Genomic DNA, 18,048 nt, shown 5'->3' with positions numbered 1-18,048 from the left:
CATGCAAATATTTGTCAATGGTGAAACAATTAAAACAGAAGTCACAACTCTTCATCTTTTGCTTGAAGAACTAGGTTATGAAGGAGATTGGCTTGCTACCGCAGTTAATGCTGAAGTTATTCCCATAGGAAATCGAAGCCAATTTGTCTTGCATGAAGGAGATAAAATTGAAATTTTAACCCCAATGCAAGGAGGCTAAAACGATGCTGAATCTTTATGGACGCCAATTCTCTTCTCGTCTTATGTTAGGTACAGCACAATATCCTTCACCAGCAATTCTTCGTGATTCTATTCATAAATCCGGCACAAAAATTGTAACGGTTTCCTTACGCCGAGAAGCTATAGGTGGAAAACAAGGTGGACAATTTTGGCAATTTCTTCAAGAATTAGATGTAACGGTGCTTCCCAATACTGCTGGTTGCTACACCGTGAAAGAAGCTGTTACAACAGCAAAACTCGCACGCGATCTTTTTAAAACCTCTTGGATTAAACTCGAAGTTATTGGTAATCCTGATACCTTACAACCCAATGTTTTCTCCTTAATTGAAGCAGCAAAAATTTTAAACAGTGAAGATTTCAAAATTTTTGCTTATACAACAGATGATCTCATTGTTGCTGAAAAACTCTTCGAGGTTGGATGCCACGTCATCATGCCTTGGTGTGCTCCTATTGGATCTGCCAAAGGCCCTCATAATATTGATGGACTGCGTTCTATACGTGCTTACCTGCCCGATATTACACTTGTCATTGATGCCGGCATTGGACGCCCTTCTCATGCTGCTATTGCTATGGAGCTCGGTTATGATGCAGTCCTCCTCAATACTGCCGTTGCTAAAGCAAGTGACCCTGTCTTAATGGCAGAAGCATTTTCTAAAGCCGTTCAAGCCGGACGAATGGGATATAAGGCTGGAATACTCGAAGCACGTAATATTGCAGTTCCTTCAACACCTATTATTGGAAAAGCGGTATTTTCATGAATCTAGATCCATTTTATCTGATTGTTGACAGTGCGGATTGGATTGAACGTTTGGTTCCTCTTGGTGTCAAACTCGTGCAATTACGTATGAAAGATAAAAGCCCACAAATAATCCGTCAACATATTAAACGTGCAAAAAACATATGCGATACATTGGGAGCACAATTAATCATTAATGATTATTGGGAAATAGCCATTGATGAACAGTGTAACTTTATTCATCTTGGGCAAGAAGATTTAAGCCATGCTGATCTTTCTGCAATTCGTAAAAATGATATAAAGTTTGGTCTTAGCACACATAATGAACAGGAATTAGATATCGCATTATCTGTTCACCCTGACTATATTGCCCTTGGTCCTATTTATCCGACAATTTTAAAAAAAATGAAATGGAAGCCTCAAGGGTTAGAAAAAATTCAACAATGGAAAAAACGGATTGGCGCTTTACCTTTAGTCGGCATTGGTGGCCTCACACCAGAACGTGCAGTGGGTGTTTTAACTGCAGGGGCAAATAGTGCTGCTGTTGTCACTGATATTATCCTGCATCAAAAACCTGAAGAACGTATACAACAGTGGATAAAGATAACACAAGCATGGCGTTAATCCCCTCTATTCTTATTGTTGCTGGCACTGATCCGACAGGAGGTGCTGGTATTATCCGTGATATAGAAACAGCTGCTCATTTTCAAATAAAAGCCAGCTTAGCCATCACCTGTGTTAATGTACAAGATGATAACCACGTTGCGGAAATTTGTCCAATGAGTGAAAAACTCGTTGCCACACAAATGCGCACAGCTCTGAAGGCTAATTCAATAAGTGCCATAAAAATCGGTATGACAGGAACCCAAGCAATCATAACAGCAATCTCTGACGTTTTAGAAGAGTATCCTCATATTCCCGTTATTCTTGATCCTGTACTTGTTGCCTCATCAGGGGGCAAATTAACCACAGAAAAAATCATAGAGAAGATGACCAACAAACTCCTCCCTCACATTGATCTTTTAACACCCAATAGAGACGAGCTTGCTCTTCTTAGCCAAAGTCCACGCGCCTCTCATCATAAGCAAGCGATACAGCAAGCAAAAAAACTTTTGTCATTTGGACCGCGTTCTATCTTAATAAAAGGCGGACATGCAAATGATCCCCTTGCAACTGATAGCCTCATTGATAAAACCAACGTTATCGATATTTCTACTCCACGCCTAACGGGAACAATGCGTGGAACAGGTTGTATCCTCTCCAGTGCCATTGCAGCGCATTTGGCATTAAATAAATCGATGACAGAATCCGTAAAAAGTGCAAAAATATATATTCAAACACTGCTTTCAGATCACTGTAAAATAAGTAATTAAATATTGAATACTCTATTTTAAATCTATAAATACTTCATTTATACATAAATTAACCGTTTATAATATAAATATATTCTACAAAGTAGTTATATTTATTTTCACAATAACATTATTTTATTTTTATTAAAAATATAAAAATATTATAAATTCATATCGCTTGCATTCAATGAATTTTTTTTTTACTATGAAAGCAGTGTAATGCATTTTAATGGATAAAATGGTTCATTGGAAATGTGTGCATAATTGTAAAAAGTGCTGTTTTGGCTTTTTGGTAAAGGATAAGAGAACTGCCATTGTAATAATACATAAATTACAAACGAATACATTATTAAAGAAAGGACTTTTTTGTTTGATCTATTCGTTTTAGATAGATCATCAAAAACTAAGATGCTTCATCAAACGTCGTGCCCAATCTCATATGAAGAACTCTTGAGCTTTTATCAAGAAAGTGGCGCGGATGCTGTCCTCACAGACTTTCCTATTGATCGCTTTAGTCAATCTGCCCCTGTCGAGAAAAGATCAACACAAACAGTGTATGTTTCTCATAATACACAAACATCATCAGCCAAACTAGACAATCATCCCCCCCTCCCCCTTAGCGCCATGGGAGATGAGCTCACAGCGATAGAAAGTGCCAAAAGTGCCAATACACTTGATGAATTAAAATCCGCTCTTCTCGCATTTAATGGCTGCTCATTAAAGTTGACAGCAAAAAATACCTGTTTTTCAGATGGAATAGCTGGAAGCCCTCTCATGCTCATAGGAGAAGCACCAGGACGAGAGGAGGACATACAAGGAATTCCTTTTGTGGGCAAAGCGGGAAGATTGCTTAATAAGATCCTCGCATCAATTGGTTTAACAAGGAATAATGTTTATATAGCAAATACTATTCCTTGGCGTCCACCAGGAAATCGTACACCAACGCCAAGAGAAGTTGCATTATGTCGCCCTTTTATTGAACGACAAATTTATTTAGCAAATCCGCGTATCCTCATAGCACTTGGGGGAATTGCTACGCAGTTTCTCACAGGATCTCAAAACGGAATTATCAGAACACGGGGCAAATGGCTTACCTATGAGAGAGACGATAATATCAAAATACCTGTTATGCCAACCTTTCATCCTGCTTATCTGCTTCGAACGCCTAGCCAAAAAAAGCTTACATGGATAGACTTCTTGGAAGTCAAAAACCGCTTAGACAGCTTTTTATAGCCTCTTCATCTCATATTTCCTCAGAATGGAAATACTTCTTCAGTTTTTTTAACTTTTAAAATACGAATAGGAAAAATTATGAAACAATCAACAACCCCCATTTATCATTTAGAAGATTATCAGCAAACCCCTTACGATATCCCCAAAACACAACTCCATTTCCGTTTAGAGCCAACAAAAACCTCTGTTACAGCAACATTGTCTATTGAGCCTCGTCACAATACAAAAGAGTTAACACCTCTTGTTCTGTCTGGTGATGAGCTGACACTGGTTTCTGTCGCAATTAATGGTGAAAAACTATCTGAGAGTGCTTATAAAGCTACTCCTTCACGTTTAGAAATTACAGCACCACCGACAACTCCTTTTACATTACAATTGGTTACGGAAGTTAATCCTGAGAGCAATCGCAAGCTCATGGGACTTTATCTCTCAAATGGTATTTATTGCACACAATGCGAATCAGAAGGTTTTCGTCGTATTACCTATTTTTATGATCGCCCAGATATTCTTTCTACTTACAAAGTAAAAATTGAAGCAGACTCTCAAACAATTCCGATTTTGCTTTCCAATGGCAATCTCGTAGAAACAGGAACTTTGGAAAATAATCGTCATTTTGCCATTTGGGAGGATCCCTATCCCAAACCATCTTACCTCTTTGCTTTAGTTGGCGGCGATCTTGATAAACTAGAGGACCATTTTATCACCGTATCCGGACGACGCATTGAACTTGGTCTCTATGTAGAAAAAGGAAAAACGAAGCAAGCAACTTATGCAATGGATGCTCTCAAACGCTCCATGCGTTGGGATGAGCAACATTTTGGACGCGAATATGACCTTGATGTTTTCAATATCGTTGCTGTTTCTGACTTTAATATGGGAGCAATGGAAAACAAAGGACTTAACATTTTTAATGATAAATATGTTCTTGCCGATCCTGAAACAGCAACTGATCAAGATTATCGAGACGTCGAACGTGTCATTGCTCATGAATATTTCCATAATTGGACCGGTAATCGAATTACTTGCCGTGATTGGTTTCAACTCTGTTTAAAAGAAGGATTAACAGTCTATCGTGATCAAGAATTTTCTTCAGATCAAAATGTACGTAGTCTACAGCGAATTAAAAATATAAAAACATTAAAGTCTGCACAATTTTCCGAAGATTCTGGTCCTCTCGCTCATCCTGTAAGACCTCGCCAATACAGCCAAATAAATAATTTTTATACTACAACTGTCTATGAGAAAGGAGCAGAAGTAGTCCGTATGGTCCATACTATTTTAGGTCCCGATCTCTTTCGCAAAGGAATGGATCTCTATTTTCAGCGCCATGATGGACAAGCCTGCACAATTGAAGACTTTATCGCCTGTTTTGCTGAAGTATCTCAACGAGATTTTTCACAATTCATGTTGTGGTATGAACAGGCAGGCACTCCCAATGTAGAAATTGATCACCATTACAACGATGGTGTTTTAACAATTCATGCAAAACAACATATTTCAGCAACACCGAAACAAAACACAAAAAAACCTATGCTGATCCCTATCGCTTTTGGACTGTTAGGGCAGAATGGAGAATCTCTTAACTATGATGCTGATACAGATATTCAATCAGATGTAATGCTTTTATCCAAAGAAAACCAAACATTTACATTAAAGGGGCTGCGTGAAAAGCCTGTATTATCATTGCTGAGAGACTTCTCAGCACCTATTCATCTAAAAATGCCATTCAATGAAGACGAGCTTATCTTTCTTGCACAAAACGATAGCAATCACGTTAATCGCTGGCAATCGCTCAACCACTTGATGACAAAAGCGCTGGTTCAAGCAATTCAAGATAATACCCAAGCAAAAGGAGACATGCCTTCTACTTTACTAAACTTAATTGAAACCATCATTCAAGACGAAAGCCTTGAACCAGAATTTCGCGCCTTTTGTTTAAATTTACCAAGCGAAGCTGAACTTGCTCAAATAATCGGTGAAAATGTTGACCCAGAACGTATTCACCATATACGCGATCAGTTTTTAGCCTCACTCGCACATACACATCAAGAGCTTTTCACAGAAGTTTATACGAAAATACAAATCAATGAACCTTATTCTCCCAATACGGTCCAAACTGGAAAACGCGCATTACGGAACATTATGCTTGACTATCTTTCCATTGCGGAAGCACAACCAAATCGTGCATCTGCACAATATGCAACCGCCAATAATATGACTGATCGTATGGCAAGTATAAATATTTTAGTACGACACTTTAACAAAAGTGAGCAGGCACAAAGTGCCTTAAATGATTTTGAAAACCAATATCGGCATGATCCCTTAGTCATGGATAAATGGTTTTCTATTCAAGCAATGGTCGCAGGCGATTCAACACTTGGTCACGTTCAAAAGCTTATGCACCATCCGCTTTTTTCAAAAGACAACCCCAATCGTGTACGCGCCTTAATTGGTGTTTTTGCCTCTCAAAATCCAACGGGTTTTCATAGAACTGATGGTGCATCCTATCATTTTCTTTGCCAAATCATTTTGGAAATCGACAAAAAAAACCCGCAGCTCTCTTCACGGTTGTTAACAATGACGCGCTCTTGGCGACAATTAGAACCTATTCGGCGGAAAAAATTTGAAACTGCATTAAAAACAATTGCAGAAGCTCCAAATTTATCAAGCGATGTAGAGGATATCATCAATCGCTTACTCGATTAAAATAAAAATATTTATAATCAGTGTATCATGATATTTCTTATAGCATAATATCAGTGACCTACGCAGTTATAATAAGCCTATAAACAGAGAGTATAAACCTGTTTATAGGCTATTTGTATTTTCTTTTATAAGCGACATCATCATTATACTTGCCAACTTGTGGGTGTTACGACAGCCTTTGCATTGAGACGGTTCATAAGAGATATTTAAAATCCTTTCTGCTATCGTTTTTTCCATACACCAGTCCCCCTTGTGATGTGCAAGCAAATCACTTTGATTAATTCAAGATAAGCGGATTTGAAATGAGAGAATCTGACAATATTCGACACTCTTATTCAAGATGAATAAGGATAAATTATAATTATAAATCAATATGTTAATATTGTAATGTACAATATCCATAAAACTGAAGTATTTTTTTTAAAAAAAGACTGGACAGAAGACTCCTGTTTTGATTCATTGGCATCCTATGGAGTTGTTATGCGTGAGTACCGAAACAGTTTTTAGAATACATTATTCCATAATTAAAGGAACTAAAAATGGCTAAACTGGACGCATATAATGCACCAAAGGAGGTATATTCTGATTCACAGTCAAGCGCTCAAAATCGCAAAGCGCAGACAGGGCGCCTCAACCTTCTTTCTGGCTTAGCTTATCAAAAGCTTCTTTTTATCGAACCTTGGTTGCGACGCTCACTTCCACTGTTCATTATCGCATTTCTTGTAGTGCTCGCAACAATTCGTTTTGCAACAATGTACAATTTGCGTCATACCATTGATAAGAATACACGCTCAACCATCACTCTTTTAGCTTCTCATATTATCAATACAATTGATCGTGACTTACTTGCTACTCCTGAGAAAAGAAAAGCCTCGGCTCTTTCTCATGACCATTTGCAACAAATCCTTACAGACTTGAATCATAAGAACCTTATTAACCCTCATACATTTATTGCCATCGTTGATCAAAAAAGCAATGTCCTTGCCTCATCTGGTTCAGATACCATTTTAGGAAAGCCCTTACAGGATTTTCTCTCTCAAGACATCGATTTACAATCTTTCATGTCTCCTGCTGAAATCGTGAAAATTGCAGTCGGCAAAGATAATTCTGCTCTCGCCTTATTTCAGAAAACAAGAAATGAACAGTATGGTGTCTTTATAAGCGAAAAAACGCAACATATCTATACGCAGTGGCGCAAAATTTTCTCGTTAAATATGACTCTGTTCATAGGAACAACCGGTATTATTCTCGCTCTCCTCTACGCTTATTACAATCAAATTGTGCGAGCACGTAATATAGATTTAATGTCAGAGAAGACGCAAAACCGCATTGATATGGCAATGATGCGTGGGCGCTGTGGACTTTGGGATTGGAATATGGCAAGTGGCCGTGTTTACTGGTCACGAGCAATTTATGAAATGCTCGGTTATGTCCCTCAAGATTCCCTACTCTCAATTTCACAAATTACCGCTATCATTAATCCAAGTGATGCTAATTTTTTTGATCTTGCTCAAGAACTCATGAGTGGTAAAAAAGAGCATATCGATATTAATGTCCCCATGCGTCATGCTAATGGTCATTATGTATGGATGCGCATTCGTGCTGAAGTTATGAATGAAGAAGAGCCGCATTTGGTTGGCATTGTTTTTGACATTAGTGAACAACGCCAACTCGCAGAAGAAACGGCACAAGCTGATCTTCGTATCCGCGACGCGATTGAAAATATTTCAGAGTCTTTTGTCTTATGGGATTCTGAGGGGCGTCTCGTCATGTCCAACAGTAAATTTTGCGAATATGCCGCTATCCCTAAACAAGTTTTACAACCAGGTATCCAACGTGCCACAGTTGAAGCTATGGCACGCCCCGCTATGAATGAATATCCCCTTAAAGAAGATGGGACAGGGAACTTAACCAGTATTCGCCAAACTGCAGATGGTTATTGGCTCAAAATTAACGAACGCCGTACTCAAGATGGAGGGCTTGTTTGTATTGGTACGGATATTTCTGAGCTAAAACAACAACAAGAAAAATTTGAAGACAGCGAAAGACGCCTTTTTTCTTTTATTCAAGAACTCAAACGAGCTCGAGGAAATGCACAACAACGTGCAACAGAGGTAGAAAAACTGAATAAAAGTTTGAAAGCAGAAAAGGAGCGTGCTGAAAGTGCGAATAAAGCTAAATCAGAATTTTTAGCCAATATGTCCCATGAGTTGCGTACCCCGCTCAATGCTATTCTTGGTTTTTCAGATATTATGTTGCAGTCCACTTTTGGTCCTCTTGGCTCGCAACGCTATAAAGAATATATGCATGATATTTACAATTCAGGAACTCACCTTCTAACCCTTATCAATGATATCCTCGATATGTCCAAAATCGAAGCTGGAAGATTTACTCTCGATTATAAAAATATTGATCTTGAACCAATCATCAGTGAAGCAGCACGAACTCTTACACCACAAGCGCAAGAAAAAAACATTTCTATTACAACAAATATTTCTCCAGAACTCCATGCAGAAATTGACGGACGTGCCATGAAACAAATCTTCCTGAACCTCATCTCCAATGCTGTTAAATTTACACCTTCTGGTGGAAGCATTGATATCTATGCTTTTAAAAAGAAAAATAACCTTGTATGTAGCATTAAAGATACAGGCGTTGGCATTCCAAAATCAGCAATCAAAAAGCTTGGACAACCTTTTGAGCAAGTTGAAAATCAACTTACTAAAACCCATACTGGTTCAGGTCTTGGATTAGCCATTTCACGTTCCTTACTAGAACTCCATAAAGGAAAACTTGAAATTATTTCTGAGGAAATGAAAGGCACAACTGTCATTATTACAATGCCGATTCAACAAAATTAAATCCATTTTTAATATGCTTATTTTTTTCCCGTTGTAGTAAAATCTGTTTCCGCCAAATCCCCCAACGATATCCAGAAATCGAACCATTTTTGCGTATGACACGATGACAAGGAATGATTAATGCCAGTTCATTATGTGCACATGCATGAGCAACAGCACGAAAAGAATTCGGCATACCAATACGTCGCGCCAATGCCTCATATGAAATTGTCTCACCACATGGCACTTCACATAACGCTGTCCATACTTTCTTTTGAAAAACAGTGCCATGTATATCTAAAGAGAAATCATACTTTTCTACCAGTAGAGATGTTTCTATCATTTCCACAATATGTGCGACTTCCTTGTTAAAGGTTTTATCATGATCAACTTGTTTTACATCACAAAATCGACTCGTGAAGTCCTGTAATAATTGTTCCCTTATATCTCCCAACGCTATATTACAAATCCCTTTGCGGGACTTTGCAACCAAAAGCTCTCCTATTGAAGTGCTTTTCAGACAAAAGATTTTTTGTTCAAGAATATTCAACACTTTTTTGATATTTTCTAAAACGCTTAAGACTATAACTAAAATAAAAAGAGAAATTTTATCATTATACTTTCCATAAGATAAAAGAAAATCATACAACCCTATCTCTTTAGCAATAAGCTTGGAATAGTATTTTAACCATTTTATAGAGCAGAGTCATAACGAAAACAACAACACGTTAAACTATTTGCTATAGATGAATTATATCATTCTAACATATGAAAAAAATACCGCAGACATTTTGACTGAAAACTCAAAAAAATATTTATCTTTTTATAAGAAAAAATATCAACCTGCACGACATAAAAACACTCTGAAAAAACTTTGAAAATTCTAAAAAACTGAATCTCTCACATCACACTCACAGGATACTCTGTATAATAAGCATAAATTTTTTATAAACCATCATAAATCATACCTCCCATTAGAGAGAAGTTATTTCACAGACTTTTCTGAAATGTCTCTATAACAATATATTATTAAAATATAATATATTATCGTTATTTAAAAGAAAGGTTCTTTTGTATCATGTCTTATTACCTTGCCACTCCATATTACCCTTAATTATTTTATTCCTTTTATAGTTTAGCTTAAATTATATTTTTTAAAACAAGACTTAATATAAATGAATATGTTATATACTATTAGATTCTATGTATTCCATTATATAATAATATTGTGTATGCTTATATAAGCTATTTATAAATAACAGTATTATTTAAGATAATAATATAAAATAAGTTTCAATTATATAAACAATTTCAATTTTATATTTTTTACAATATTAATAATACTATTGTTAAAATATTAAATGTCATAATAATGAAAGTATAAAGTTTATAAAGAAGTCTATACACATTATTCATTCAAAAGTTGTCTTGAAGAGATAATTATTTTGCATATACCCTAAAAAACACGCGATTATACGTAATAATTGATTAATATTATAATTTTTTATATCTATAGAGTAATAAACCAATATTGTATTTTATTATCTAACATTTTTATTATCAGTTTTACATTAGAGTAATCTATAAAGCAATATTTAACTTATACTAAACCAGACTTTCATCCATATATCGATCTCTATCGTTACATATAAATAAACAATATTTTAGCCTTAATAAAAACTGACACAAGGAATGACTTATATGCGCTCATTCCATCTTCAAAATTATAGCCCCTGTTCTAGAGTAATCACTCATCATCGTTTTTTGTTTCGATTATTCTTGAATAACTCTTTATTTTTTATCAATTTTTTCATAAAATGATTGATATAATGAACTTTCATAAGGCTATCATCTATTCTATTATCAAATGTAAAATACTCAAACAGCATCTATTTGATAATCGCTTAAAATTATGATGTTGTTTTTTGTTCATTTAGCTCTGTAAATCATATGGAGTTATCTTATCTAGAGCATATATCATGAAGATAATTTTTTACCTCAAAATTCTCTGTATTTGCGCTTTTTTATTATTTAAATGAAAATATTGATGATATCATCAATAAAGTGAACTACCGACTAAAGTCATCAAAATAAGTGGAGTCCCCTCTTTTTAAAATACTCTCCAACACATATGTGAAAGAATAAAAGCCCTATTTTTAAAATAAGGCTTTTAAATTGATTGATCCTACAGTACATTAAAATTTGTATGCGACCCCAACACGGAAATCATTCGTTTTATAACGCATTTCAACTTTGTCATGTACAAATTTCTTCTTACCAAAATCCGAGTACCGATACTCTGCACGCATCATAATATGATCGGTCATGGCAAAATCAACCCCACCTCCAATGGTATAGCCAACCATTGTCTTTTTTTCATCTTGCAAAAATTCAGCAAAATCAATGTCCCGATTTTTTACACTCGCATCGTTTTTTACACTCGCATCGTCTGCACTTGCAAAAATATTTTGAATCTGCGTATAAGCAACACCTCCTGCAACATACGGCATCATGCGATCAACAGAAAAACCCATTTTTACCCGTGTCGCACCAAACCATTTTTGTTTTAAAGTATGCTTTACTTTTTTTAATTCTATAGTCGAAACGCCTTCGTCCCTTACTGAGTAACTCGGCCCCTCTCCCCCTCCAAAAGCCACTCTTTTTAACTTTGCTTCTGGTGCTTTTACTTCCGGTGGCTCTATATCTGATGAACTGATCTCTTTTGTATCCTTTTTATCGGACCACATAATGTCTGTATCAATACCTAGAATAAAACCACCATCGATATCAATATTGGAACCTGCGTAAATACCTCCAATAAAACCGGAGAGCTTAGGTAAAAACTCTTGTTGAATCGGAATCCATTTCTTTGTAGCCTCATCTGCTAAATAACTTGCACTTGTTTTACTTGAAAAACTACCAATTTGCCCTCCAAGATAAAATCCTGTCCAAGAAAAAGTAGGGGTAACAATAACAGGAGTCGGCTTTTCTGATATCTCTGATATAGAAGTATCCGCTGCCTGTACTACAGAAACTAAAGTTAAAGAAAGAATAGATGTTGTTATTAAGTATTTTATAGTCATAATTGCTCCATAAAAGCTAATTAATACATAATTAACAGAATATTTCATATTTTTATTAAAAAATCTATAGTAAAAATTATAAAAATGTATAAAAAATAAAATCTATATTTTAAAATAATAAAAATACCTCATAAATATTGTTATAATAAGTGATTAAAATTTCTATACCTTGCCTTTACTTCATATCATTAATCAGTATCATGGCAGACGTTTATACTGCATCTTAAAAAAGAAATAAAAATTTCTCATACCCTTCATAAGAAGGAATTTTTAGCTTATTTTTCTCAACATAGTGCTATTACCAATACTATAAAAATACATATCGATAATTTTATAATATTCCATCTAAATTTATGAAGTAAAGACGTTCTTCTTTATTATCTAATGATAAGAACTTGAATATTCTTATTTAGATAAGTTGTCTATATTGATATAATCAATATATTATACGCAATATTCTCCCATAGGATAAATACAATTATGGCTTAAAATTTTAAATGAAAGTAATATCTAGAATTAATTCATATGTTAAAATCATTTTGAATAACTATTCATCATAAGTTTTTCTACAAAACCGAAGTAAATACAAAAAAATAAACAACATATATATAAAATACATATAATCACGATTACAAATCGTTATTACAATAGTATAATAACTTTATAATCATAATATTAAAAAACGTAGGTAAAAAATATAATCAATATTTAACTAAAAATTTATATTTTAGCTCATAATAACATACAGTTTTTTGTAAGCTATACTCAAAATTTCATGACATGTTTAAAAATTGAACATACCGATTGCCTCGTTTCCTCAATTAATTGTTCAACACGAGGTAAATCAGGCTCTCCAACGCTATTAAACAAAAGATCGCTTAATCTAGGTGGCATATCATGAGGGTTGAGAGAATGATTTAAACACAATCGTATAACTTGGCTCAAATTCGTGTAGAGACTACAGGCACGATGTAAATCAGCGACTAACGACTGATTAAGAAAACGACTTGGTAATCGAGACAAAATATCTGCAGTCGTTGCTCCAATTTGAAACTCAGTTACATGTGTAATAAGCGCAAATTGAGCGATAAACTCCAAATCCACAATCCCCCCAAGCGTTGTTTTCAAATCCCATCGATTTTCCGGTGGTTTTTCTTTTTCAATCAAAGAACGCATTTCACATACTTCTTTTGCAACACACTTTTTATCACGAGGCAAAGCAATAATGGTACAAATTTCATTTTCTAATTTTTGCAAAAAATCGGGATCTCCAGTAATACCTCGCGCCCGTGTTAAAGCAAGATATTCCCATATCCATGCTTCCTTGTGATAATAGTTTCTTAAAAACTGAAAAGAAATAGCAACAGGCCCCTTATTGCCTAACGGCCGTAACCTTAAATCAACGGCATAAAGAACACCTTGACTTGTAAGAGTAGATAGAGCAGCAACCAAACGCTGTGTCAAACGCGTATAATACTGAGAGGGATAGAGAGGCTTTTCTCCATCCGATATTTCCGCATCCTCATCATGTTCATACAGTAAAATAAGATCAACATCTGAACCAGCCGTTAACTCATGGCTTCCAAGTTTCCCCATTCCCAATATACCAACACGCCCCCCTTTAATATTACCATGAAGACGGGAAAATTCCGTTTGAACCGTAGCAAATGTTTTTGTAATCATAAGATCAGCAAGTGCAGTAAAGGCAAAACCTGCTCTTTCACCTGTAATTGCACCATTCAAAATCCGAATACCAATCAAAAATCGTTGTTCATCAGCAAAAACTCTTAAGTTATCAAGAATTTCTTCATAAGAGGAAACACCTTCAAGAAAATATTCAAGCCGTTTTTCTAAATAAGCTTTTGTTGGCAATTCTGAAAAAATTTCTGGATCTAACATCCCATCAAAAACATGGGGTTTACGCGCAATAATTTCTGCAAGACGCGGAGCTGCCCCCATGATAAGAACCAACATATCCAAAAGAGAAGGATTAGACTGTAAAAGGCTAAAAAGCTGAATTCCTGAAGGCAACCCCTGTAAAAAACAATCAAAACACAACATAACTTCATCAGCACGTTTTGTTGCACCAAAAGCTTTCAAAAGTGCCGGAGTTAATTCTGTTAATCTTTCACGAGCCTCCGCAGATTGAGTCACTTTATAACGCCCACAATGAAGTGTGCGCATAATACGGCAAATATCACTTGCTCTTTCAAAACCCAGACGGTTGAGCGTTATCAATGTCTCCGGATCATCTTCTTCACCGGTAAAAACTAAATTGCCAATTTCTAAACCAAGCTCTTGCTCGTTTTCAAATAACGCTGCATAGTGCTTCTCAACAACCTTAAGCGTTTTTAATAAATCTTGTATAAACCTATCCGTTTCTTGATACCCCATCAAATATGCAACACTTGTAAATTGAGAAACATGATTAGGAAGAAGGTGTGTTTGTTGATCTGCAAGCATCTGGATACGATGTTCTACATTTCGTAAAAAAGCATAACTTTCTATCAGACTATCTCGCGTTTTCTCGCTAATCCAACCAAGTGCCTGCAATTCTTTTAGCATTGCAACTGTCTGACGCCCACGTAATTGGGGAAAGCGTCCCCCAGCAATAAGCTGTTGTGTCTGCACAAAAAACTCAATCTCACGAATACCACCACGCCCTAATTTGACATTATGACCATAAGCAGAAGTCTGACCATAATTTTTATGCGCATGGATTTGACGTTTAATCGAATGGATATCTGCAATAGCAGCATAATCTAAATATTTTCGCCACACATAAGGAAAAAGTTCTTTTAGAAAATTAAACCCTGCCTTTTTATCACCGGCGACTGGACGTGCCTTAATCATAGCAGCACGCTCCCAATTTTGTCCACGCCCTTCGTAATAACGCAGTGCAGCCCTTGCTGGTAAAGCCAAAGGAGTTGAACTTGGATCTGGTCGAAGCCTAAAATCGAGGCGAAAAACATAACCATCCACCGTTCTTTCTTGAATGATACGAATCAAACGACGAATTATTTTTGAAAATATATCGACACTCTCAGAAAGATTACAAATATGAGGTGAGGTTTCATCAATGAAAACAATAAGGTCAATATCAGAGGAATAATTTAGTTCTCCTGCCCCTAATTTTCCCATTCCTAAAATGATTAAACCACAATCCTTTTCCGGATCATCACGGTTTAACAAATTTATCTTACCGTGATCATGTGCTTCTCTTAAAAGAAAATGTAAAGCAACACTTAATGCGACTTCTCCCAAACGTGTCAACCAAGTGCATGAAACTTCATATGTAAAAACACCACTCAAATCAGCTAAAGCAATGAGAACATGTGCTTCCCGTTTTTTACGCCTTAAAACAGCCATTAATGCCGTTTCATTCATGCTCTCATTCTTTTTAAGAACGGCAATATCATCTATGATTTCACGCAACCTTGTTTCTATATCAACATGCAACAAAGGACTAAGATAGGATGGATTAGCAATTAAAGTTTCCCGCAGAAAAGGAGATAAAGTCATAATCGCGCTTATAAACTCAATCTGCTTTCCCTTCTCTAAAATAAAGGAAACAAGCGGTTCTAAATTTTCTTTCTTCGCTTGTTCTTGGAAGTCTTTTAACCATTGAGAACCGCTTTCATCAAGAGAGCATAAAGGAAGAAACTTTGTTTTTAAAAAAGCACTTTTCATTTATACTCCCCTGAAAACATTTCAGATTTTATCATTTTATACTTCAAGGAAAAATAACCATAGCGATCAAAATCACACAATGAAGCAAAGGACTTTAAGGAAACAATAAAACAGCTCTAAGCCCTGGATTTTCATCTTCAAGCAATAACTCACCTCCATGAAGCTTCATAACAGCTTTTGTTATGCTCAAACCAATACCAAAACCAGGCTGTGTACGGCTTTCTTCAAGGCGAAAGAAGCGCTCTGTTACTTTTTCACGTTTATCCGCTGCAATTCCTGGACCATTATCGCTAACGACCACTAATAAATGTTCACCACGATATTCCATCGACAAGCAAACCTTGGCTTTTCTTCCATCTTTAGGTGCATATTTAATCGCATTATCAATCAGATTAAAAATGGATTGTGCAATAAGCTCACGATTTAACTTCAATTCTTTATCAAATGTATCTCCCAATCGAAGTAAAACACCCGATTCTTCAGCAAAAGGCTCATACAATTCAACAGCATCTTCAAGGATCAGTTTCACATTCATAGGCTCAAGATGTTCAATTGCACTACTCGCTTCAATGCGTGAAATCATTAAAATTGCATTAAACGTACGAATAAGTTGGTCAGATTCACCAATAATCCCCTCAAGGGCCTGACGATATTCAAACTTTGTTTTTTGCCCAGAGAGCGCTTCTTCAGCACAATTTCTAAGACGTGTTAGCGGTGTTTTCAAATCATGAGCAATGTTATCAGATACTTGACGCAAACCAATATTTAATTCTTCAATACGATCTAACATCACATTAAGATTAGCAGATAATCGATCAAACTCATCGCCTACCCCAGAAACAGGTAAACGTCCACTGAAATCGCCATCCATTAAACGTTGTGATGCAGCGGTAACGTGATCAATTCTTTGCAACGCACGCCTACCGACAAAAAACCATATGAGTAAAGCTCCGCCAACCATTGCCGCAAGAGCAATCATGACGGCTTTACGGACAACGGTTGCAAAACGTTCTGGTTCATCCAAATCCCGCCCAATAAGGACCTTCATAGCATTGGGTAAATTAAAAACAATTGCCAACGCACGATGCTCGCTTGTTTTTCCATGTTCTCCAAAACGAGAATATAAAAATGAATTTGCAATAAAACCGTTATGATTCAAAAGACCTAGTTCAATGCGCGCAACATTGCCTGCTAAAACTCGTCCCATAGGATCAGTAACAAGATAAAGAAAAGCACCTGGTTGTCGTGAACGATAATCAATAGTCCGTATCAATAAAGGAAGACCACCATAACTATAAGCATTTTCGATATATTTTAACTCTTCATACAAAGCTTGCTCGGTTTGCTTCGTTAACAACGAAACAGAAAAAGCTGTCATATAAATAGAAAGCCCCATTGCCACAAGACCAAACAATAAAATATAAAGTGCTGAAAGTCTGAACGCAGTTGTGCGTATTATATTGATAAGACGATTCATTTTTGATTTTCTGGCGCTTTCAACATATACCCAGCTCCACGCACGGTATGAAGAAGTGGAACGTCAAAATCTTTTTCAATTTTTGCTCTCAAACGAGATATATGAACATCAATAACATTGGTTTGCGGATCAAAATGATAGTCCCAAACATTTTCCAAAAGCATTGTACGCGTTACCACCTGACCAGCATATCGCATCAAATATTCAAGTAAACGAAACTCCCGCGGCTGCAAGATGATATTCTTTTCTCCCCGTTTCACTGTATGCGCTAACCGATCAAGTTCAAGATTTCCTACGCAATAAACTGTTTCTGCCTCCTTAGGATTTTTACGCCGCTGCAACACTTCAACACGAGCGAGAAGCTCAGAAAAAGCATAAGGCTTTGTCAAATAATCATCCCCTCCTGCACGCAAACCTGTCACACGATCATTCACTTGCCCTAATGCTGAAAGGATAAGAACCGGTGTTTCATTGCCTTTAGCACGCAATTCAGAAATAATAGAAAGACCATCACGATGCAAAAGCATCCGATCAACAACCATAACATCATAATTTTCTGTATCGGCTAAAAGATACCCAGTATCCCCATCATAGGCAACATCAACTAAATGCCCTGCCTCTAAAAAAGCCTTTTCGAGATAGCGTCCTGTTTCATGATCATCTTCAATAACAAGTATCTTCATAAAACGCATCTCCGTTCTCTTATACAATC

12 protein-coding genes are annotated in these 18,048 nt (G+C 36.2%); 7 read left to right on the top strand and 5 right to left on the bottom strand.

Annotated elements, in window-relative coordinates:
• Position 1 precedes the first annotated feature (1 nt).
• The 7 genes from thiS (at position 2) to ABID23_RS02320 (ending at position 9,107) form a co-directional block, all read left to right on the top strand.
• Complete coding sequence (gene thiS, locus ABID23_RS02350; protein WP_354188939.1) at positions 2-199, top strand: sulfur carrier protein ThiS; 198 nt, start codon at positions 2-4, stop codon at positions 197-199.
• A 4-nt stretch (positions 200-203) separates the two neighbouring features.
• Positions 204-977, top strand: a complete 774-nt coding sequence (locus ABID23_RS02345) for a thiazole synthase (protein ID WP_354188937.1) — start codon at positions 204-206, stop codon at positions 975-977.
• Positions 974-1,579, top strand: a complete 606-nt coding sequence (locus ABID23_RS02340) for a thiamine phosphate synthase (protein WP_354188935.1) — start codon at positions 974-976, stop codon at positions 1,577-1,579. The genes ABID23_RS02345 and ABID23_RS02340 overlap by 4 nt, the downstream gene beginning before the upstream one ends.
• The gene (locus ABID23_RS02335) at positions 1,570-2,328 is read left to right on the top strand and encodes a hydroxymethylpyrimidine/phosphomethylpyrimidine kinase (protein WP_354188933.1); all 759 of its coding nucleotides are present in this window, start codon (positions 1,570-1,572) and stop codon (positions 2,326-2,328) included. The genes ABID23_RS02340 and ABID23_RS02335 overlap by 10 nt, the downstream gene beginning before the upstream one ends.
• A 387-nt stretch (positions 2,329-2,715) precedes the next feature.
• Positions 2,716-3,540: a uracil-DNA glycosylase gene (locus ABID23_RS02330; protein WP_354188931.1), complete on the top strand. Its 825-nt coding sequence runs from the start codon at positions 2,716-2,718 to the stop codon at positions 3,538-3,540.
• A gap of 78 nt (positions 3,541-3,618) precedes the next feature.
• Positions 3,619-6,246 (top strand): aminopeptidase N, encoded by a 2,628-nt coding sequence (pepN, locus tag ABID23_RS02325; protein WP_354188929.1) that lies wholly within the window; start codon positions 3,619-3,621, stop codon positions 6,244-6,246.
• A gap of 539 nt (positions 6,247-6,785) precedes the next feature.
• Positions 6,786-9,107 carry a sensor histidine kinase gene (locus tag ABID23_RS02320; RefSeq protein WP_354188927.1) on the top strand — a complete coding sequence of 774 codons (2,322 nt, stop codon included), beginning with the start codon at positions 6,786-6,788 and terminating at the stop codon, positions 9,105-9,107.
• On the opposite strand, the gene ABID23_RS02315 is transcribed toward ABID23_RS02320, so the two are convergent.
• The 5 genes from ABID23_RS02315 to ABID23_RS02295 form a co-directional block, all read right to left on the bottom strand.
• Positions 9,082-9,639 carry a methylated-DNA--[protein]-cysteine S-methyltransferase gene (locus ABID23_RS02315; RefSeq protein WP_354188976.1) on the bottom strand — a complete coding sequence of 186 codons (558 nt, stop codon included), beginning with the start codon at positions 9,637-9,639 and terminating at the stop codon, positions 9,082-9,084. The genes ABID23_RS02320 and ABID23_RS02315 overlap by 26 nt on opposite strands.
• Before the next feature lie 1,642 nt (positions 9,640-11,281).
• The gene (locus ABID23_RS02310) at positions 11,282-12,169 is read right to left on the bottom strand and encodes an outer membrane protein (protein WP_354188925.1); all 888 of its coding nucleotides are present in this window, start codon (positions 12,167-12,169) and stop codon (positions 11,282-11,284) included.
• 765 nt (positions 12,170-12,934) lie between these two features.
• Positions 12,935-15,859 (bottom strand): bifunctional [glutamine synthetase] adenylyltransferase/[glutamine synthetase]-adenylyl-L-tyrosine phosphorylase, encoded by a 2,925-nt coding sequence (locus ABID23_RS02305; protein WP_354188923.1) that lies wholly within the window; start codon positions 15,857-15,859, stop codon positions 12,935-12,937.
• 94 nt (positions 15,860-15,953) lie between these two features.
• Complete coding sequence (locus ABID23_RS02300) at positions 15,954-17,336, bottom strand: sensor histidine kinase (protein WP_354188921.1); 1,383 nt, start codon at positions 17,334-17,336, stop codon at positions 15,954-15,956.
• Positions 17,333-18,019, bottom strand: coding sequence for a winged helix-turn-helix domain-containing protein (locus ABID23_RS02295; RefSeq protein WP_354188919.1), 687 nt, complete (start codon positions 18,017-18,019; stop codon positions 17,333-17,335). Before ABID23_RS02295 ends, ABID23_RS02300 begins: the two co-directional genes overlap by 4 nt.
• Positions 18,020-18,048: the final 29 nt, after the last annotated feature.

Origin of the sequence: Bartonella silvatica (assembly GCF_040545155.1) — a bacterium.
Taxonomy (GTDB): Bacteria; Pseudomonadota; Alphaproteobacteria; order Rhizobiales; family Rhizobiaceae; genus Bartonella; species Bartonella silvatica.
This window is presented reverse-complemented; position numbering and strand designations above follow the sequence as displayed.